The organism is Paenibacillus rhizoryzae, from assembly GCF_059686995.1.
This window is the reverse complement of sequence record NZ_JCAALT010000006.1, coordinates 261,555-281,893: the sequence shown is the minus strand read 5'-3', so window position 1 is coordinate 281,893 and position 20,339 is coordinate 261,555. Positions and strand designations below refer to the sequence as shown.

Sequence of the window (20,339 nt, the reverse complement as noted above, 5' to 3'; positions counted from 1 at the left end):
TGCTGGACCGAATCGATTGGACAGACGGATGGCCGGTTATAAACGACGGTCTTGGCCCGAGCTCCGGCTTGCAGAAGGACGGGCCATACACGAACAAAACTACTGGGAGGTAATTTACAACATGATTAAAGGGAATAACGTTAGACCTGAATATCCGCGGCCGAATCAAAAGCGCGAGCAATGGCTCAGCTTGAACGGCGAATGGGACTTTGCTTTCGACGACGAGAGAAAGGGCGAAAGTGACAAATGGTATGGGAATGCAGCGCCATTTTATCTCAAAATTCAAGTGCCGTTCGCTTATCAAAGCGCGCTTAGCGGGATCGGCGATGCATCCTTTCACGATGTTGTCTGGTACCGGAAAATGATCCATGTTCCGAGCGAGTGGAACGGACAGCGGATTATCCTTCATTTCGGCGCGGTCGACTATAAGGCGAAGGTGTGGGTGAACGGACAGCTGGCTGTCATCCATGAAGGCGGCCATACGCCATTCCGTCAGGATATTACCGATCTACTGAAGGATGGCGGCAATGTCATCACGGTAAGAGCGGAAGACGACAGCTTGGATTTGACGCAGCCAAGGGGCAAGCAGTATTGGGAAGAGCAATCGGCCAGCATTTTCTATACGCGTACGACCGGGATTTGGCAAAGCGTGTGGCTGGAGCCCGTTCATGCTATACATACCGATAAATTGAAGTTCAAACCGGATATCGATCGGAACGAAATCGAGATTCGTGCATTTGTATCGGAAGCGGCTGCCCGGCAGGATGTTTGGCTGGAAGCGGCTATTAGCTTCGGCGGCAAGGTAGTAGCGGAAGAAAGATTCAAGGTGAATGGAAGAGAAGAGTCGAGAACGATTCGCCTTCACGATTTTAACGATCATGGATTGGGACGCTGGTGGTCGCCTGAGAAACCGAACCTATACGATATTCATTGTCGCCTAAGCGTAGATGGCAATGTCGTGGATGAATGCGACAGCTACTTCGGCATGCGCAAAGTGTCTATCGAGAACGGCAAGTTCAATTTGAACAATCGTCCGTACTTCATGCGTTTGGTGCTCGATCAAGGCTACTTCCCGGATGGTATTCTGACCCCTCCGTCGGAAGAGGCGATTGTGAAGGACATCGAACTGGCCAAAGCAATGGGGTTCAATGGCGTGCGCAAGCATCAGAAGACGGAAGATCCGCTGTTCCTCTATCATTGCGACCGCAATGGCTTGCTCGTATGGGGAGAATGCGCGAACGCTTATCAATACTCGGAGACGTATGCCGGTCGATTTACTCGCGAGTGGCATGAGATTGTAGATCGCGATTACAACCATCCTTGTATCGTGGCTTGGGTTCCGATTAACGAGAGCTGGGGCGTGCCGAACATTCAAATCGATAGCAAGCAGCAGCAGCATGCGCTGGCGATGTACCATTTGGTCAAATCGCTGGATGAGACGAGGCCGGTTATTGGAAATGACGGATGGGAGATGCTCGAGACCGATCTCGTGGCCATCCATGATTACGAGTGGCGGGAAGAAGTGCTGGCCGAGAGATATGCATCGGTGAATCGTGCAATCGAAGCTATGCCGGCCAATCGCAGAATCTTCGTAGGCGATGCATCATATAAGGGTCAACCCATACTTGTAACGGAGTTCGGTGGCATCTCGTTCCGGAAAAGCGACTGGGAAGGCTGGGGATATTCAGGGGCAAGCGACGACGAGGATTTCCTCAAACGACTCAATGCCGTGTTTCGTCCGCTGCTGCTGTCCCCGATCGTACAAGGCGTTTGTTACACGCAATTAACGGATGTAGAGCAGGAAATTAACGGTTTGCTCACCTATGATCGCGTTCCGAAAGTTCCACTTGAAGCGATTCGTCGGATTGTGTGCGGATTGAGCCCGGGAGAAACGATATGACGACGAAAATGTACATACCGGGATACCCCAGACCTCAATTCGTGCGCGAGCAATGGGCTGATTTGAACGGGGAATGGCGCTTCGGCTTCGACGACGGAGATCGCGGCGAGGCGGAAGGTTGGCCGCGCAGCTTCGGCGGTGACCGAACGATTATCGTTCCGTTCTCCTACGAGACGAAAGCGAGCGGTATCGGCGAAGAAGCCCACCATTCGAATGTCTGGTACAACCGTTCGTTCGATGTGCCTGCCTCTGAGGAAGGCAAGCGTATTTTGCTTCATTTTCAGGCCGTGGATTATACAGCGAAAGTATGGATCAACGGCGAGTACGTCGGTCGCCACGACGGAGGGTATACGGCGTTCTCGTTCGACATAACGCCGTATGTAAAGCTCGGCGGTGCAAATGAGCTGACCGTGAAAGCAGAGGACAGCATGGACGCGACGCAGCCGCGGGGCAAGCAAAGATGGGTGTCCGAGAACTTCGAGTGTTTCTATGTGCAGACGACCGGCATTTGGCAGTCCGTGTGGCTGGAATTCGTCTCTCCCGTTCACGTCGACTATGTCAAAATAACGCCGGATATCGATGCCCGTTCCGTCCGCTTCGAATATCAGGTCAAAGGCGGAGCGCGCGCAGGCGGCGGGTATCGCATCGAGACGCTCGTCATGCTAAAGGGCCGTCAGGTCAAGCAAGCGAGCCTAACAATCGACCGGCCGTGGCTGCAGCTCGACGTTGATCTCGTCCACGAAATGAACGGTCCTTGGAAGCATTGCCACTGGGCGCCGGAGCATCCGAATTTGTACGATGTGGAGTTCGTGCTCTATCAAGGTGACGAAGTGATCGATCGGGTGTACTCGTACTTCGGCATGCGTAAAATCTCGATCGAGAAAGGCAAAGTGCTGCTCAATAACGTGCCGATCTATCAGCGGCTCGTACTCGACCAGGGCTATTGGCCGGACAGTCATCTAACGCCTCCGTCGGAAGCGGCGCTCATCGAGGACATCGACAAGCTGCTCGAGATGGGCTATAACGGCGTCCGCAAGCATATGAAGGTTGAGGATGCACGCTTTCTATACTGGTGCGATGTCAAAGGGGTGCTCGTATGGTCAGAAATGGCGGCGACATTCGAATTCAACGACAACGCCATCCAGAAGTTTACGACAGAGTGGATGGAGGTCGTTCGGCAGCAATATAACCATCCAAGCATTATTACCTGGGTACCGTTTAACGAGTCGTGGGGTGTCATGAACATCTTGCACGACAGGCGGCAGCAGAAGCTGACGGAAGCGGTATACCATCTGACCAAGGCGTTCGATCCGAACCGCCCGGTCATTGCGAACGACGGCTGGGAGCATACCGTATCGGATATTTTGACCTTGCACGACTACGTGGAGACGAAGGAGCAATTTCTGCAGCGTTACGCGAGCAAGGATGAAATCGTTCATAACGAAAAATCGTTCAATCAATGGAAGTACGCGTTCGCCAATGGCTTCTCGTATACCGGGCAGCCGATTATCGTCAGCGAGTTTGGCGGTATCGCTTTACGCTCGGATAAAGGCTGGGGCTACGGCAACCAAGTGGAATCGAAGGACGCTTATTTGGACCGTTTCCGCGGAATACACGAGGCCATTAAGGCTACCGATTATATAGTTGGGTACTGCTACACCCAGATTACGGACGTGCAGCAGGAAGTGAACGGGCTGTTGACCGAGAATCGGGAGTCGAAGGTGCCGCTCGATAAATTACGTGAAATCAATTTGGCTTAGGAGCGATGATCATGGACCGATATAGACCGAGATATCATTTTACGCCGCCGCACAACTGGATGAACGATCCGAACGGGCCTTTTCAATTAGGCGGGGAATACCATTTGTTCTATCAGCACAACCCTTCAGCCCCGGAATGGGGTACGATTCACTGGGGACACGCCAAGAGCACCGACTTGGTGAACTGGACGGATTTGCCGGTCGCGCTTGCTCCGTCCAATGAGCTTGGCGAATCGCATTGCTACTCGGGCTGCTCGGTCGTCAACGGCGACGAGGTGAAATTGTTCTATACGAGCATCGGCGAAGGCGAACGGAATGCGACAAGCGGGGCGCAGCAGTGGACGGCCGGGGCCGGGGCGCAAGATTTGCTCACATGGCGTAAGCCCGGTGATGCCAATCCAGCGCTGACCTCCGAATTACATGGGGAAACGCGCATTACGGAATGGAGAGATCCTTACGTCTGGAAAGAGCAGGACGGATGGCGCATGCTGCTCGGCGGCATTGAAGGTGAGAAAGGCTGCGGCATAATCTACCGCTCCGACGATTTGGAGAATTGGAGCTACAACGGAATTTTCTATAAGGGCGAAGAATGGATCTGGGAATGTCCGCATTTGTTCCGTTTCGACGACGGTAAGACTGTCCTATTCTATTCCCCGAGCGGTCCGGTTCGCTACGTCTCCGGAACGATCCGCGAGGATAGGCTGACGGATGTGATGAAGCATGGCACGGTGGATGGCGGTGGCTGGGAAGGGTATTACGCTTCGACCGGTTTCGTGGATGAGAAGGGCCGCCGCATTCTGCTGGGCTGGGCTCCGGAAGGAAGAGGAGACCACTTCCCGGAGAGTCTAGATTGGGCTGGGACGCTGGCACTGCCGCGCGTTGTCGACCTGAAGCCAAACGGCGCGCTTGCCATGGCTCCGGTTCCTGAGCTGGAGCAGCTAAGAGATGAATGTCGTCGGAGCTTCGCGAAGCTGAGCATCGGGCAAGAGCCAATCCATGCGGGTGTTCGTTCGACGTCTTTCGAATGCGTGGTAGATGTAGATAGACGGACATTGGAAGACGGGCAACTAACCGTTTCCTTGTTTGCTTCGCCATGCGGCCGCGAACGTACGGATGTGCGCCTCGACTTGGCAGCGAATACGGTTGTTATCGACCGCTTGCAATCGAGCTTGTTCCCGAACGTGAATAAGAAGCCTGTTGAAGCCATGCTGCCCCCTGCAGCCGGTGCTGAGACGCTGAGACTGCGCATCTTCGCGGATCAATCGATCGTCGAAGTATTCGCGGATGATGAAACTTGCCTGACGGCAAGGGTCTACCCTTCTTTGGCGGAAAGCAGCGGTATTGAGCTTCGTTCGAGCGGTGCTTCGGCCGTCTGCCAGGTGGAGATTTGGGAGATGAAGGCGGCGGAACTGAAATGACGACAAAGAACGCAGTCAAAGTTACGCAGCGTTATTTAAATATCCCGGTTCATAACGACGCTCCACTGAGCGTCCTCACATTGATTCAGGATGGAGTCGAAGTCAAACGATTCCAATTGAAGCTGGCTTCGCATGACGTTCAATCGTGGTTTACATTAGATGCCAATGATTATAGAGGTTGTGTCTTGGAAGCTAAATTGGGAAACGAAGTGCTCCGCGCGGAGCACTTCGTTTTTCAAAGCGAGCAAGCGGCGGAAGAACTGCACGTATATGGGGAGAAGATGCGTCCCCAATTCCATTTTACAGCGAAGAAGGGCTGGATCGGCCAACCGCTCGACTTCTACCGGGAACAGGGCCAGTGGCATGTCCATTATGAACATCGATTATATGACGATAGCGAAACCGGGCTTTCGGGTCATGCGGTAAGCAAGGATCTCATCCATTGGCACGAGGCAGAGGCGGACTATGATACGCTGCAAATGGAGAATAAGGGCAGCCAAACGCTGTCGCCATGCTTGGTGGAATTGCCGGTGAATGGCGAAGCGGCGCAAACGAAATGGCTTTATCTTCATGAGGACCATACGTATTCGATTGGCTCCTTGGAGGAGCAGCGTTTCGTAGCGGAGAGTGAGCCTGCTATGTTGCGGCACGGGAACCATTCCGATGGGCTGATTTACAAGGCAGAGGATGGCCGCTGTATCATAGTTTGTTTTAGCCGGGGATTGCGTTATCCGGAGATGCCGTTTAGTCAACAGATGCTTATTCCTACCGAGTTGAAACTGCAGCAGACGGAGCAAGGGGTAACCATTCAATCTCAGCCCGTCGAAGAATTGCAAAACCTAAGGATCTGGCAGAGAACATGGTCCGATATCGCATTGGATAAAGAGGGATCAAGCTTTGAAGAAAGCCTCCATTTCCGAATGGCTCCGGCGAATTGGCCGGATGTTCGCATTTTACCGCCTGAAAACAAGCCCGACGATATAACCGCCGATTCGCTGGATGTTGTGCTGGAGATCGAAACGGCGGCGGATTCCAAGCTGGAGATTGGGCTGTACGGGATTCGGATTTTATTAGATACTGGTATGAAAACAATGGAATGTCAGGGCATCGTTGCACCTCTGACGCAGGTGGAAGGACGGATGAAGCTGCGCTTGCTGCTCGATCGAGCTTCCTTGGAGCTATTCGCGTGCGATGGCGCGGTCGCGATGACTGTTGCCGCAGAACCGGACTACACGGAGCGGACTATTCGGTTGTCTTGTCTTAACGGGAGCGCGAAGGTGCATGCGGTGGCGGTGTACGGGCTTCGGGGCATTTGGCCAAGTCCGGAAGAAAGCCGGTTGATTCATGAAGCGGTTAAGGACAACACGGTAGTCTATCAATCGAATAGCTACACGGTGTATAGCAATCGGGTAGAGGACTCCGTCTATGGAGAGCCGCCGGCCTACGTGCCTGACCGCAATACGATCGTATCGCCTACCCGCGCAATCGAGGAGTTCGTCTGGCGCAAGAACTGGGCGAACGATATGAACCGCGTCATTGATCGCGGCAACGTTTGGCGTCCGAAACCGGAGATTTCAAGGCTTCCGGTCATCTTCACCGGCCATGCCACAATCGATGCGGCTTATCGTCTGGCGGCCGATATTTTCTACCGATGCGGCTCCGCCGAGTTTGCCCGAAAGGGCGAGGAAGGCATGTGGACTGCCGGGCAGTTTCAAGGACCGGGCGAAGGTTTTGGCGTGTGGGTGCGCGATACCGCGCATATCGCCATTCGTTCGGGAAGCATTCTGGATCCGGAAGGTGCCAGAAAATCGCTGCTCTTTACGACGAAGGGCGGCTTAGACAACGGCGTTGACGGCATGGCGATGCCGATTGTTGGCATCTGGGATTATTATCTGGCAACGGGCGATCTAACGTTAATCAAAGAATCCTGGCAGGGGCTCAAAGAGCGGATTGCTAAGCTCGATGGATTGTTCGACCCGGATCGGGGCTTAATTCCGGCTGATCAATCGACCTCCAATGATGCTTTTCCTGAGCCGGAATGCGACGGATTCAGCCTTGCGACGGAGATTTATTTCATGGAGGCCTTCCGCGCGATGTCTCGCATGGGAACCTACATGGGGGAGTCCGAGAGCCAAGTCAGCGCATGGGCTGAGAGAGGAGAGCTTCTTCTTCGCAAAATTCAAAGCCACTATTGGCACGAGGAAGCGGGCTTCTATACGAGCGGTCCGATCGGCAGCGAGAGCTACGAGCATGGATATTGGGAGTCCGCCGGACAAGAAATCGCCATGTGGCCAAGATACGGAGTAGCCAGCGAGGAGCAAAGGCGCTCTATGCTGAGTCGACTGCCTGAAGTGGCGATGAATGAATTTGGCGTTAACGTATTCCCGTATCGCCCGGAAACGAACCATTTCTGCAATGCGGCTTGGGTAGTCTGGACAAGCGGGATGGCGGCTGCGGCAGGACGTGAAGGCCGATTGGATCTGCTTACGACTTTCATCGCGCAGCAGGTGCGAAATAGCGTGATGAACAAAACCTTCTATGAAGTAATCGATTATCAGACTGGCAAGGCATGGCGCTGGCCGGGTCAGCTCTGGCATGCAGCCGGCTTTATCTCTTATTTCCTCCTTGGCGTCCTGGGTATGGAATACGACGAACAAGGCGTCACTTTCGCGCCGGCCGTGCCTGAGATGCTGCGCGATCTGAGGCTGGAGAATCTTCGCTATCGGAAGGCCGTGTTTGATATCGTCGTGCATGGCTGGGGCACGACATTCGCGATGCATTGCGACGGACAAGCCATAAAGCAAATCCCCGCGGACATCACGGGCAAACATTATCTTGAATTCTGGGCGACTTCATAATTACAGGTCATTCGTTAAGGAGGACGGAATCGGATGAAGACTATCATGAACCAATTACTATTGCTATTTTCCGTTCGCCGTACGATTCAAGCCCAAATCTTCGTCTCGTTCTTAGTGCTATCCATGCTCACCTTATCCGGCGTCACCTGGATCTGGTACGCAAGTACGGCTGAGACGATCAAACGCAACGCGATTCAGGACGCTCGAAGCAACATTGTCCAGTCGCACAACAACTTAGAGATCGTCCTCAAAGATTTCGTCAGCATCATTACGCTTGTGTCGATCGATCGCACGAATGTGGTGGAAGTGCTTAATCGAAAGAAAGGGCTGACCCCTTATATCGATTTCCTGCTGCAGAAAAAACTGGAGGACTTCGTCGGCAGCTTGTACTCGTACAAACCTTATATTTCAGCCGTTACCATTATCGGATTCAATGGAGAACAGTATAATTCGGGAAGTCCGTTTCGTTATATTTCGTATAAAGACAAGCCTTGGTTTCAGGAAATCGTGAAGGCCAATGGGAAACCTGTCTTTCTAAGAATCGATCGCGACGACTATACGCCGAGCGGCATGACGCTAAAGCCTATGCTGGTGATCGGCCGGGCGATCAAATCCAATGACAAGACAATCGGCGTCGTACTCTTGTATGCCCCATACGATATCATTCGCAAAGTATACGATAACGGACCCCTATCCACGACAAGGTTTATTGTCATGGACAATCACAATCAAACGATGTTCGAATCGCGCGCCGGAGACAAACCTCCCGATTTCCAGGATGTTTTAGAGAAGGATGGGCAATTGTACGTCAAACAAAAATCCGCCTTCTCCGGATGGACCACGATCGGCGCCGTTTCAGTGGATTCCCTTATTCACGATACGGTCACGCTGCGCAACCGGATGTTCGGGGTCATCGGGCTGACACTTGTAGCCGTGCTGCTCGTGTCCATCATCATTTCGCGGCGTATTACGAATAATCTACGGCGTCTGCGCGATCGGATGTTCAAAATCGACGAGGGGAACCTCAACTACGTAACCCCGCTGCAGTCCAAGGATGAAGTCGGCCATTTGAGCCAAGCTTTCAGCCAGCAGATGGGTCAAATCCACAGCTTGCTGGAGGAAGTCAAACGGCGGGAGCAGCAGAAGCGCAAAGCCGAGATTAAAGCGCTGCAGGCGCAGATCGACCCGCATTTTCTGTACAACACGCTCAACACCATCCAATTCTTGGCGCAGCTGCAGCAGGTTCCGAATATCAAAGAGGTTACCACTTCTTTGATCGAGCTGCTGCGAGACATTACGAAGAACGACAGCGAGTTTACGACCCTGCAGGATGAAATCACAAATTTGCAAAGGTATGTGAACATTCAAAGCTACCGGTTGGTCCAACCGGTTAACGTACATTACGAGGTCGAAGAGGAAGCGAAGCATTGCCTTATTCCAAGGATGCTTATCCAGCCGCTTTTAGAAAATGCACTCATTCATGGGGTAGAGCCTACCAAGCGCAAAGGGATCGTCAGTATTAAGATACAAGCTGCGGAGAATCGGCTCATTATCGTTGTAACGGATAATGGAGCAGGCATACCTGAGGATAAACTGGCTCGTCTGGGCAGTTTGCTGCAGGAGCCGCTGCTTCCGCCCGATCAAGGCGCCGGCGATGCTTCGAAGAACCGATTCTCCGGTTTAGGTGTCATTAATGTAGCCCAACGGATCCGTCTGCTCTTCGGAAACGAATACAGCTTGAAGCTGTATAGCCAGCAAGGACTCTTCACGACGGTGGAAATGACGTTACCCATACTGCTGAACAATAGGGAGGATGCCTCATGATTCAGGTGCTGCTGGTCGAAGACGAATTGATTGCTCGTACGCATATCCGATCGCTTGCGGTTTGGGAAGGACACGGTTACCAGCTATGCGGAGAAGCTACGAACGGGGAGGCCGCGATCCGGATGATTGGCGAGCTGGAACCGGATGTGATTCTTTCGGACGTTGCGATGCCCTTAATGGATGGAGTCGCCCTATCCAACTATTTAGTAGAACAGAAGCTTGGCATTCCGATCATTATGCTCAGCAGTTACGACAGCTACGATTATGTGCGTATGACGTTGAACAACGGAGCCGTCGATTACCTGCTTAAGCACAGACTGGACGAAGCCTCCTTGCTGAGCGTGCTGGAGAAGGCGAAGGCTGAAAGGCTGCAAGAACAGAGAATGATCGGCGAGAGCCTGAAGTCTAACGGAACGATTGACCTGCAAACCAAGCAAGCTATCGTAAAAGATTTGGCGCTGGGACACGTGAACGGCACGAAGCAAATGGAGGCCAATGTCCACTTGAACGAGGCAGGCTTCGGTACCCGAAACTTGGTCGTTGGCGCCATGTCGATCGTCCATTACCACATGATGGATTGGCGGCAGCAGGATAAGGATCGCAATATGTTCATCCGTTCAGTGCTTGAACTATGCCAAAGCCAGACGGAAGGCATCGTTACCCACATTGGCGAGGATCAGTTCGCCTTGCTGTTCAGCTTCGAGCGCATACGCAGCGAATCGCAGATCGCTTCGCTGCTTCAAGAGGAGAAAGAGAAGCTCGGAGGCATGTTCTCCAAGTTCATGAACGTTCAGATGAAGATCGAATTCAGCCGGTGCGGGCTTCGGTTAATGGAAGTGCAGGATGGTTACCGGCAGGCTCTAGACAAGCTGCAATCGATGAACGATACCGAATTGGGCCAGGAGCATCAATCGCCTGCAGCCGGTCTCAGCATCAAGATGGAGAAGCTGCTTCTTGGAGCATTCGATCAGAAGGACGAGTTCGATCTGGTCACATTGATCGATCGGATCTTCTCGGAGCTTGCAGAACAAGGCGCATCCCATGAATCCGTTCGGCTAACGCTCGTCGAGATGGTGCAGCTTGCGGCCAAAGTGGGACAGAAGCATGGCGTAGCTGCTCAGACGCTTGAGCGGCTGACCGCGTCGATGCAGACAGGCTTGCGGGATGCCGCCGGACCTTTGGGACTGAAGGACAAAATCATCTGCATGTATAGCGAGCTTGTCGAGACGCTGCGCAACCAGGAGCAGTCCGCCTACAGCGGCTACGTGGGCAAGGCCGTGCGCTTCATCGATTCGCGGTTCCGGGACAACATCTCTCTGCAGCTTACAGCGGAACATGTCGGCATCAATACCTCCTATCTGAGTCATCTGTTTAAGAAGGAAACGGGCATGTCGTTCGTGGAATTCTTGAACCGCAAGCGGATTTTCCGCGCGCAGCAGCTGCTTGAAGAAGGGGTATCGGTCAAGGCGATCTACGAGCAGGTGGGGTTCAATACGTACAATTATTTCTTCAAAGTGTTCAAAGATATTACGGGAACGACCCCGCTTGATTACGAGAAGAGGTCCGCAGAACAGAGCGGATAAGGAGCCTGGCGGACCGCGGTAAGCCCTTTCAAAGATATTGGAGTTTGATTCAAAAATATTGAAATTTGCAGCTGTGATATGGGTGATACAATCAATTTGTAAGGGTTTTCAAAACTTCAAATTGCACTCATAATCGGGGAGGTACACAGATGAAAAAGACAAAGGTTACCGCTACGCTGCTCTCGATGACAATGGTCGGCGCTATGCTTGCCGGCTGTGGCAGCAACAACAATGAAGGCGCTGCTTCGAACACAAACGAAAGTGCTGCCAGCACGAACAATGCAAACAGCGCAAACACTTCGAGCGAGCCGACAGAAAAAACGAAAATCACGTTTTGGAAATGGATTCCGACAGAAGGCCAGATGCCTGAACTGGAAGCGGCATTCGAGAAAGAAAACCCGGACATCGACTTGGAAGTTACGCATGTCGGCGAATCGGGCGCTTATTTCCAGAAGCTGTCCGCCGGCCTTGCAGGCGGCGAAGGTCCGGACGTCATCGCCATGCAAGTCGGTGCCAACGCCAATCAGTATAAAGAGTTTCTTGAACCGCTGGCACCTTACGCCGAGCAGGAGTGGGGCGCCGATTGGAAGAGTAATTTCCTGGATGTCGCGCTGGAGCAAGCGGCTTACTCCGGCGACGATTATCGCGTATTGCCGGGCGGTATGACGGCAACACCGGTCATCATGTATAACGCTACGATGTTCCAGAAGTATGGCCTGCAAGTTCCGAAGACGCTGGACGAGCTGAACAATGTCATCAAGGTGTTGAAAGATAAAGAGCCGGGTAACATTGCCGGGGTCGGCATCGGCGCTAAAGACGGTTGGACGGACCGTGACGTTTTCATGGGAATCGTGAATGAAATTGCGCCGGGCAAAGTTTACGAAGCGCAAGAAGGCAAGCTTGCTTGGACCGATCCGGGCATCGTAGAGGCGTTCAAAGTGTGGGGCGACCTGTTCAAGAATGGCGTATTCTCCGAGGGATCCATGGGGCAGTCCCCATATCCAAACGTTAACGATAATTTCTCCAAAGGTAAGCTCGGCATGTTCTCCATCGGTACTTGGCATTTGAGCGGTTTGACGAAGGTTGCTCATGACCAAATGGTGAAAGACGGCGTTATTACGGAAGATACACACTGGGGTATGTTCCCGTTCCCTCCACTTTCGGGCGGCGAACAGAACATGGTAGCTACAGTCGACATCGCTTGGGGTATGAACGCGGAATCCAAACACAAAGATGCGGTGTGGAAGTTCATTAAGTTTATGTCTGCAGGAGAAGGCCAGAAGCTGTGGACAAACACGCTGCAAGTGCTTCCTTCGCAGAAGGGCGTAGAAGTAACAGCCGAGATGGCGGGCGATACGGAGAAAGAGTCATTGAAAACCGTTTCCGATTTCATGTCCAATCACATAAGCGGAGCACGTGAATTGAAATATCCTGAACTTCAGAATGGCCTCTTCGATGCCCTGCAAGCGGTAGCGCTTGGCGGTAAAACACCGGAGAAAGCTGCTGAAGACTTGGAAGCGATATCTAAAACCGTACAACGCTAATACGAGCATAATGGAAAAAGGGGAGGGTGCCTCCTCTTTTTTCATAAATAAGTCAAGCGTGGGCAGCAGGAGGTAGGAGGAGGTTACCATGATTTCTAAGAGAAAATACGATTATGACGCGTACCTGTATTTGATCCCGGCCGTACTGTTCATCGGCGTATTTATTTATTACGGCGCCTATTTCAACATCTATCACAGCTTCTTTAAATGGAACGGCATATCGAAGAATATGACGTTCATCGGCTTCGACAACTATGTCACGCTGATGAAAGATCCGAAATTTATGAAAGCGGTGACCAATACACTCACATACATGGTCATCACGGTAATTGTGCAAGCGGTTATCGGTTTGTTTGTCGCTGTTGTTAATGATTCGTTATTCTTCGGTAAACGGCTATTTAAATCACTATTCTTCCTGCCAAACATTATGAGCCTTGTCGTTGTGGCGCTCATCTTCACCGAACTATACAGCTACAACACTGGCGCGGTTAACCAAGCGTTTAGAGCCATTGGATTGGACAACCTTGTTCGGGATTGGACCGGCGATCCTAAATTAGCTTTGTACGCCGTTATGATCACGAACATTTTCACTTATATGGGCTTCAGTATGATTATCTATTTCACGGCGATTACCCAATTCAATCAGGAAGTCATCGAATCGGCGAAAATTGACGGAGCCGGCTTTATGCAATTGTTCACGCGTATGATCTTTCCGATGTTGAAGAGCACTCATTCCTTGCTGCTCATCCTGGGCATTATCGGCTCGCTCAAGACGTTCGATCTCGTCTGGCTGATTACCGGAGGCGGACCGGCTCGCTCCAGCGAAGTGGTGTCGTCTTACCTGTACCGCAGCTACGTTCTCGAATATAAGGGCGGCTACAGCGCGGCGATCTCGAACCTGATCATGATCATAGCCCTTATACTGACTTGGGTTCAAAGCCAAATTCAGAAGAGATGGGATGTTTAAGAGGGGAGCTCTACGATGATATTCGATAGAAAAGATCTATTAGGCCGAACGGTTGTACAATTTGTCATTGTCATTATGGGTATTCTCTGGCTCTACCCGCTCGTTCGGATGGTGTTGAAGTCGTTCGAGGGCGGCTTCGTCAACAACTATTCGGCGGTGTTTCTGGATGCAGGCGTGTATCGTTATTTCTGGAACAGCATCGTTGTGGCAGCAATGGACATAGCGCTTACAATTACATGCGTGACGCTTGCTGCTTATGCGTTCTCGCGTTTGCGCTTCCCGCTGCAAATTCCGCTTTTCCTGATCCTGATCGTCGGGATGATGATTCCTGGCGCGGGATTTATTATTCCTTGGTTTCTGACGATCAAGAAGCTTGGGCTGGTCGATAACCCGCTTAGCCTCGTCGGACCTCATGTCGCAGGGGGAATCCCCTTCGGCTTAATGCTCATTCGCTCCTTCTTTGATGGAATTCCGAAGGAAATCAACGAAGCGGCGACGATTGACGGAGCCAGTAAGCACACGATATTCCGGCGCGTTTATTTGCCTTTGGGCATGCCGGCGATAGCGACCGTTACGATCTACACGTTCCTTGGTTCATGGAACGACTATTTGCTGCCATTGATTTTCCTGCAGGATCCGGCTTCGATGACGGTGACGCTGCTGCCGCAGAAATTCGTCGTATTCGCAGGTTCGAACTATGGCAAAATATCCGCAGCACTGATGGCGATCAGTATTCCGATTTTCCTCGTTTATTTCTTCTGCCAGCGCTTCCTCGAGAAGGGGCTTACCGCCGGCAGCGTCAAGTAGGTTGCTAGAGAATTGAAGGAGCCGCAAGAAGACATTCTTCTTGCGGCTCTTTTATATATTCCGAGATTTGCCTCACTCTGTCTAAGTGTAGCTCTGGGAGCAACTCACACACGAAATTTACCTTTACCCAATCATAGAGTAGCTCTCAGGGCTACACATTCTCCAAAATGGACCTCGCCATGCTAAAGTATATCGCTCTGAGAGCAACTCATCCTCCCAATTCGCCCTCATTCCACCCATGTAAAGCTCTGGGTGCCTCTCATCCTCAAATTTGCTCTAACTCTTTCGCTATTTTACCATTCCACCCATGTGTAGCTCTGGTTACTACTCACCATCCAAATTTGGTGGTAAGTAATCAAAGAAGGAGGCGGGTCGCCTCCTTCTAATTGCTTATTTATGCTCTTGATTCCGCGTAGAAGTTATCGAAAGCTGCTGCAGGTCCGGATACGCGAGCACCGAGGCTGCCTGATGTGAAGGAGGCGTCGGTTACATCGATTTTGGGCGTTGCCATATCGTTGACATAGATGCGAATTCTTGTGCCTTCGGCGATGACTTTCAGATGATAGGTTGTTCCGGTGGTGATCGTCATGCCGGTTCCGGTAATGTAGGTCCAATTGTTGTTGAACTTGCCGAGTATGACAGAACCGCTCGTATTAATCGCAGCGTAGTAGCCCTTCAAGCTGTCGGCTCCGGCTGCTGGATCGGATACGCGGAAGAGCAGGCCGGCATCGCCTCCTCCGGAAGTAATGCGAACATCGCCTTCGTACAAGACGTTGCTAAACGACGAGGAAGTGAAGACCGATTTATAACCGCTGCCGGCGTTGACGGTATAGGCTCCGCTGCTAATTCCCCAGCCCCCTCCGTAAGTCGCCCAGCCGTCAGGGTTGCCGTCGCTGAAGCTATCGGCGAACACCGGCGTTGCAACGAGGTTGTCGAACGACACGGCCGAGTTGAATGTGCGCAGTCCGATTCCGCCTGATGCGTAGGAGCTGTCGGTAAAGGTGACGACCGGCGTATCCATATTGGCGACGTAAATCTTGATGCTTGTCCCGCTCGCGACAACCTTCATATGGTAAGTTGTTCCCGGCGTAACGGTGAAGGAGACGCTGGTTAAATACGTCCAGCTGTTGTTGAATTTGCCAAGCACGACCGTGTTGTTCGTATTAAGCGCCGCATAATAACCTTTAAGCGAATCGCCTCCTACCGCTGGTTCCGATACCCGGAAGAGCAGTCCGGCATCGCTGCCGCTCGTGATCTTCACATCGCCCTCATAGACGAAGTCGGACAAGTTGGTGCCATTCGCAACCGCTTTGTATCCAGCGCCGGAATTAACGCCGTAAGCGCCGCTGCTTACACTCCATGTGCCATCGTAAGTCGTCCACCCATTGGCATTGCCATCATTGAAATTATCGTTGTAGGATACGCCAACCCACTCCAGCTCGATGCTGTCGATCTCTGCGTAATTATCTCCTTTTGTAAATTTAATCGTGTTCTGATACCCTTTCTTCAGCTGTGTCTCGAATACGCTGTCGCCGTAAGTCTCCCAGCCGATGTTGCTGTAACTGATGGGAAAAGGCGTGCTTCCGTTAACCGATACATTGTGCGTTGAAGCTGCGCCGGAGCCATTCGTGTATCTCACATGAATTTTGTAGTGGCCTGTTGCCGGTGCATTGATATCCTTGAATAGCACATAGCTGTCGCTGTAATCGATATATCCGACGACTGCTCCGTGGGAAGCGCCTGCCTTTGTGTTGATCAGCGCATTATTTAAGGTTGCATGTTCGGCTTCAATTCGGAATTCACCGGCAGGTACCGAGACCGGTGATGTTGGTGATGTCGGTACTCCCAAATTTGGCGTGCCATTCGCATTCCACGTAAATTGCTGTACACGGGTTGGACGAGGGCCGCAGCCTTGACCTGTGCCTGTATTGGCATGATAAACGAGCCAATCTTGCGTGCCATCCTTCGATTTCGTAAAACTATTGTGGCCGGTTCCGTACACAGTGTTCGCCGGGGAGGATTGAAACACTGGCCCGGTTGATTTTGTCCAGGAAGAGGTGCTTAACAGGTTAGCGGTATCGGATGCCGTTAGCATGCCAAGCCGATAATCGTCCGACCAGCAGGGGAAAGTAGAGTAGGAGATAAAGATTTTGCCATTGCGCTTAATCACTTCCGGTCCTTCGACCAGATCGCTCTCCCAGCTTTGATCGCGCGTTGCGATTTTGGTCAGCGAGGTGGAGAGTGTCCAAGGGTTGCTCATAGCGGCAATGTAGATGCTGGACCAGTTGGAATCATAGCCGGCATAGAGGAAATAGAGTGTCCCGCCATTCTCGAATACGCTGCCATCCAATCCCGAGCCGGAACCCGCGACTTTCCCTTTGCTCGTCCATGAACCTGCGAAAGGGTCGGCCGACGTGTTTTCTACAACGTACACGCCTCGGCAGGAATCGCCGCAGCCGGTATTTGCGGTGTAGTAGATGTACCATTTGCCTCCGATATAGTGAATCTCAGGTGCCCAGATATCGATCGTGCCGCTTGGCGGCGTCCATACGACTTTCTGCTCGCCGCTATCGATGCCGGTCATGGTTCGGGATCGCCAAATGGTCAAATTGTCCCCGTTCGTACGTGTGAAATAATAGTAGCCGTCGTTGTCATGATAGTACATCCACGGGTCAGCCCCGATGCTGTTAACGGGATTGTTGAAATCAGTTGTGGGGGAGGCTGAAACGCTGGCCACAGCGAGCGACAAAGCCATCCAAACAGCAAATAATAGAGTCATTGTTTTTCTCAAACCAAATCTTCCTCTCGTGCGAGAATAGGATAGAATCCGAATTATTGAAAGCGGTTACATAAACATCTGCAAAGCCGAACAAAGAAAAGAAAGTGAGAGGTTTTACCTGCATCAACGTTGTGATTTCGCTACTGTTAGCGCTTGACAGTAACGATAATCATTCACGTTAATGTAAATCTATCATCCGATTTTAAGAGGAGCAACTCCGTAATTTTTGAAAACGACTCCTTAAATATTCGGCAGCACGCAAAAGAAGGCCATACTCATGAACCCATGAGGATAGCCTTCCGTACATGACGAACGATCAGTCTGGACAATGCATCTGAATGCCGTCGGATTGGAATGGAGAGCGCTCAGTTAAGCTGTTCAGCGACACTGTCTCTTCGTTATCCGGTTGATTAAGCGGATAAATCCGCGCGGTATTATTGTCGGTATCGACATGCTGAATATAGATTGGAACTCCGTTGCACGTTACCTCGACCATGGTAGAGGATTCGGCGATTTCTTGTGCGCGCTGCGCGTTCATACGGTGCGGCCCCCTTGGCTGTGAATGTCAGTTACATTGTTCGCGAAGGGCGGTGAGACTATTCAGCTTTTGGCATCTTTTGCAAAATAGTTCGTGACATACTCCCTAAACGAGTGCGCCGCTTGCGAGAGGTAACGCTTCTTCAGCCAGGCAAGCTGAATGGTCCTGCGACAGTTGGGATCATTAATCGGCAGCAGGACGAGAGGAGAGGCCTCTTCCTTCTTGCAGGCAGATAACAGAGCGATCCCAAGACCTGCACCGACGAAGCTCCGCAGTGCTGCAGGTTCATCCACTTCGCAAACGATGTTAGGCTTCATGCCGCGAGAGCGGAAGAACTGATCCATCATAGTGCGCAGGCGCGTACCTTCTTTCATGCCGATGAATGGCTCGTCTGCGATTTCGCTGAGGTTGATCTGAGGGAGGCCGGCAAGTCGGTGATGGGGAGGAACCGCGATGAAAATCTCCTCACGCAGCAGCGGAACACTGCCGATGCCGGGTTTATCGATCGGTGGTGTCGTGTAGCAGAAATCGATCTCGCCCGCCTCGATCAGCGGGATCGCTTCTTCCGCCGATACCTGGGTGATGCGCAGATTGATCTCCGGATACAGCTCCATAAAGGCGCGAATCATCTCGGAGAAACGAGCCAGCGTCGTGGTTGCGATGTGAAGATGCCCGCGCTCGGTACCGCTCATATCATGAATTTCACGTCTGCCCTCATCGAGGGCATGCAGGGCGATATCTACTTTAGCTAGAAAAGCTTGACCGTAGCTGTTCAGCCGAATTTGCCGGCCTTGACGGTGGAAAAGCGGGACGCCGAGATCCTCCTCCAGCCGGGCGATGCTTTGGCTAAGCGCGGGCTGCGCGATGTGCAGCTCCTGCGCGGCTTTCGTCATATGTTCAAGTCGGGCGACTTTTTGGAAATAGTGCAGCTGCAGCAGTTCCATGCTCATTTTGCTCCAATCATTCATAATGTTTATATTATGAATACATAATTTAATATGTATTATACATTATTAGCTTGAGTGGATAAACTGGAGAAAGAAGTAGAGCGTAAAGATTGAACTCGTTGTCCTATTGAGTTGTAGTGAAAGGGGTTTTTAAGAATGAGTAATGGCTTTAGTGAGCAGACAATAAAGGCGATACGCGTTCACCAATATGGCGGTTCAGAGGAGCTGCAGCTTGAAGAAATTTCGCGCCCGCAGCCAGGTGAAGGAGAAGTGCTTGTACGCGTTCATGCCGCAGGCGTGCTGCCGATCGAGTGGAAAGTAAGGGAAGGCATGTTTAAGAAGTTCAGGCCGCTCACCTTTCCTTATACACCGGGATCTTCACTGGCGGGGATCGTGGAGGAAGTTGGTGCGGGAGTGACTTCGTTTGCGAAGGGACAGGCTGTATTCGGAAGAACGACGCACGGGTCCTATGCGGAATATGCCCTCGCATCAGCGGAATTCTTAGCAGCAAAACCCGATGAAATCTCCTTCGATGAGGCGGCTACGATCTCCGGCGGTGCTACGACCGCTTGGTCAGCGCTGTTTGAGGTCGGCGGGCTTAAGGCAGGGGAGCGCGTGCTGATTCACGGCGCTGCCGGCGGGGTCGGTTTGTTCGCCGTGCAGTTAGCCAAATGGAAAGGCGCCGAAGTGATCGGTACCTGCGGCACGGACAACGTCGATTATGCAGCCTCGCTAGGCGCAGACGTTGTCGTGGACTACAAGCAGGCGCGGTTCGAGGATGCGGCGGCTGATGTTGATTTGGTGCTCGATACGGTAGGTGGCGAGACGCAAAACCGATCGTTCGATATGCTGAAGCCGGGCGGCCGGCTGATTTCTCTGGTGAGCCAGCCATCGCCGGAGCGTGCGCAGGAACGCGGCTTCCAAGCTGTTTTCTCGAACAAGCTGCCCGCGGCAGATTCGCTGGATACAATCGCTGCGCTTATGGCGCAGGGCATGGTTAAGACGCATGTCGGCGCACGCTTTCCACTCGCGGAAGCTGCCAAAGCGCAGGACCAGTGCCAATCCGGCCATGGCCGTGGGCGAATTGTTCTGCATGTAGCGGATTAGGGTGCTGCAGCCTGCAAAGGTGGCACAATTACCAGCTTCACTTTGGAGCAAAAACCGCCCATGGGCGGTTTTGTTTTTCATACCCGTGCTATCTATGCGACGTGGGATGTGATGTAGTGTAAGCGGCAAGCGGCAAGTGGCAAGTGGCAGCAAGTAAGGTAACTCGGTCATATATAGTAAATGCTGCATGTAGTGCATCATTTCCGAAGAAAAAGGGCCTCTTGAGCGATAAAGTTGCGGGTTCTGCAACTTTATCAGCTCGAGATGCCCTAGAAACAGCCAATTCCCATTGCATGGTTGCAGAATG

General features: G+C 52.1%; 13 protein-coding genes. 10 read left to right on the top strand and 3 right to left on the bottom strand.

Translation table 11 applies throughout. The features are described 5' to 3' along the window. Positions 1-121 precede the first annotated feature (121 nt). From AC6ESO_RS19350 to AC6ESO_RS19310, 9 genes are all read left to right on the top strand, one after another. Complete coding sequence (locus AC6ESO_RS19350; RefSeq protein ID WP_497092785.1) at positions 122-1,900, top strand: glycoside hydrolase family 2 protein; 1,779 nt, start codon at positions 122-124, stop codon at positions 1,898-1,900. Continuing rightward, positions 1,897-3,660, top strand: coding sequence for a glycoside hydrolase family 2 protein (locus tag AC6ESO_RS19345; protein ID WP_497092784.1), 1,764 nt, complete (start codon positions 1,897-1,899; stop codon positions 3,658-3,660). Before AC6ESO_RS19350 ends, AC6ESO_RS19345 begins: the two co-directional genes overlap by 4 nt. A gap of 11 nt (positions 3,661-3,671) precedes the next feature. Beyond that, positions 3,672-5,078 (top strand): glycoside hydrolase family 32 protein, encoded by a 1,407-nt coding sequence (locus tag AC6ESO_RS19340; protein WP_497092783.1) that lies wholly within the window; start codon positions 3,672-3,674, stop codon positions 5,076-5,078. Further along, on the top strand, positions 5,075-7,936 hold the full coding sequence (locus AC6ESO_RS19335) for a GH32 C-terminal domain-containing protein (protein WP_497092782.1): 2,862 nt from the start codon (positions 5,075-5,077) through the stop codon (positions 7,934-7,936). Before AC6ESO_RS19340 ends, AC6ESO_RS19335 begins: the two co-directional genes overlap by 4 nt. Positions 7,937-7,969: 33 nt before the next feature. Beyond that, positions 7,970-9,760: a sensor histidine kinase gene (locus AC6ESO_RS19330; protein ID WP_497092781.1), complete on the top strand. Its 1,791-nt coding sequence runs from the start codon at positions 7,970-7,972 to the stop codon at positions 9,758-9,760. Further along, positions 9,757-11,343: a response regulator transcription factor gene (locus AC6ESO_RS19325; RefSeq protein WP_497092780.1), complete on the top strand. Its 1,587-nt coding sequence runs from the start codon at positions 9,757-9,759 to the stop codon at positions 11,341-11,343. Before AC6ESO_RS19330 ends, AC6ESO_RS19325 begins: the two co-directional genes overlap by 4 nt. 149 nt (positions 11,344-11,492) lie before the next feature. Beyond that, positions 11,493-12,887, top strand: a complete 1,395-nt coding sequence (locus AC6ESO_RS19320) for an ABC transporter substrate-binding protein (protein ID WP_497092779.1) — start codon at positions 11,493-11,495, stop codon at positions 12,885-12,887. An 88-nt stretch (positions 12,888-12,975) separates the two neighbouring features. Beyond that, positions 12,976-13,854: a carbohydrate ABC transporter permease gene (locus tag AC6ESO_RS19315; protein ID WP_497092778.1), complete on the top strand. Its 879-nt coding sequence runs from the start codon at positions 12,976-12,978 to the stop codon at positions 13,852-13,854. Between the two features lie 15 nt (positions 13,855-13,869). Continuing rightward, complete coding sequence (locus AC6ESO_RS19310) at positions 13,870-14,661, top strand: carbohydrate ABC transporter permease (protein WP_497092777.1); 792 nt, start codon at positions 13,870-13,872, stop codon at positions 14,659-14,661. Between the two features lie 394 nt (positions 14,662-15,055). On the opposite strand, the gene AC6ESO_RS19305 is transcribed toward AC6ESO_RS19310, so the two are convergent. The 3 genes from AC6ESO_RS19305 to AC6ESO_RS19295 all read right to left on the bottom strand — a co-directional run bounded on the left by AC6ESO_RS19305 (position 15,056) and on the right by AC6ESO_RS19295 (position 18,922). Next, positions 15,056-17,452 carry a family 43 glycosylhydrolase gene (locus AC6ESO_RS19305; RefSeq protein WP_497092776.1) on the bottom strand — a complete coding sequence of 799 codons (2,397 nt, stop codon included), beginning with the start codon at positions 17,450-17,452 and terminating at the stop codon, positions 15,056-15,058. A 304-nt stretch (positions 17,453-17,756) separates the two neighbouring features. Then, a complete protein-coding gene (locus AC6ESO_RS19300) occupies positions 17,757-17,978 on the bottom strand; it encodes an H-type small acid-soluble spore protein (RefSeq protein WP_497092775.1) in 222 nt (73 codons plus the stop codon). A 62-nt stretch (positions 17,979-18,040) separates the two neighbouring features. Further along, complete coding sequence (locus AC6ESO_RS19295; RefSeq protein ID WP_497092774.1) at positions 18,041-18,922, bottom strand: LysR family transcriptional regulator; 882 nt, start codon at positions 18,920-18,922, stop codon at positions 18,041-18,043. Between the two features lie 159 nt (positions 18,923-19,081). On the opposite strand from AC6ESO_RS19295, the gene AC6ESO_RS19290 reads away from it, so the two are divergent. Next, positions 19,082-20,032, top strand: a complete 951-nt coding sequence (locus tag AC6ESO_RS19290; RefSeq protein ID WP_497092773.1) for an NADP-dependent oxidoreductase — start codon at positions 19,082-19,084, stop codon at positions 20,030-20,032. The last annotated feature ends 307 nt before the right edge of the window (positions 20,033-20,339 follow it).

Bases quoted from the DNA above. Each gene is read 5' to 3' on its own strand.
- AC6ESO_RS19300 (WP_497092775.1), bottom strand. From the start codon at position 17,978: ATGAACGCGCAGCGCGCACAAGAAATCGCCGAATCCTCTACCATGGTC.
- AC6ESO_RS19340 (WP_497092783.1), top strand. From the start codon at position 3,672: ATGGACCGATATAGACCGAGATATCATTTTACGCCGCCGCACAACTGG.
- AC6ESO_RS19295 (WP_497092774.1), bottom strand. From the start codon at position 18,922: ATGGAACTGCTGCAGCTGCACTATTTCCAAAAAGTCGCCCGACTTGAA.
- AC6ESO_RS19350 (WP_497092785.1), top strand. From the start codon at position 122: ATGATTAAAGGGAATAACGTTAGACCTGAATATCCGCGGCCGAATCAA.
- AC6ESO_RS19325 (WP_497092780.1), top strand. From the start codon at position 9,757: ATGATTCAGGTGCTGCTGGTCGAAGACGAATTGATTGCTCGTACGCAT.
- AC6ESO_RS19345 (WP_497092784.1), top strand. From the start codon at position 1,897: ATGACGACGAAAATGTACATACCGGGATACCCCAGACCTCAATTCGTG.
- AC6ESO_RS19315 (WP_497092778.1), top strand. From the start codon at position 12,976: ATGATTTCTAAGAGAAAATACGATTATGACGCGTACCTGTATTTGATC.
- AC6ESO_RS19335 (WP_497092782.1), top strand. From the start codon at position 5,075: ATGACGACAAAGAACGCAGTCAAAGTTACGCAGCGTTATTTAAATATC.
- AC6ESO_RS19310 (WP_497092777.1), top strand. From the start codon at position 13,870: ATGATATTCGATAGAAAAGATCTATTAGGCCGAACGGTTGTACAATTT.
- AC6ESO_RS19290 (WP_497092773.1), top strand. From the start codon at position 19,082: ATGAGTAATGGCTTTAGTGAGCAGACAATAAAGGCGATACGCGTTCAC.
- AC6ESO_RS19320 (WP_497092779.1), top strand. From the start codon at position 11,493: ATGAAAAAGACAAAGGTTACCGCTACGCTGCTCTCGATGACAATGGTC.
- AC6ESO_RS19330 (WP_497092781.1), top strand. From the start codon at position 7,970: ATGAAGACTATCATGAACCAATTACTATTGCTATTTTCCGTTCGCCGT.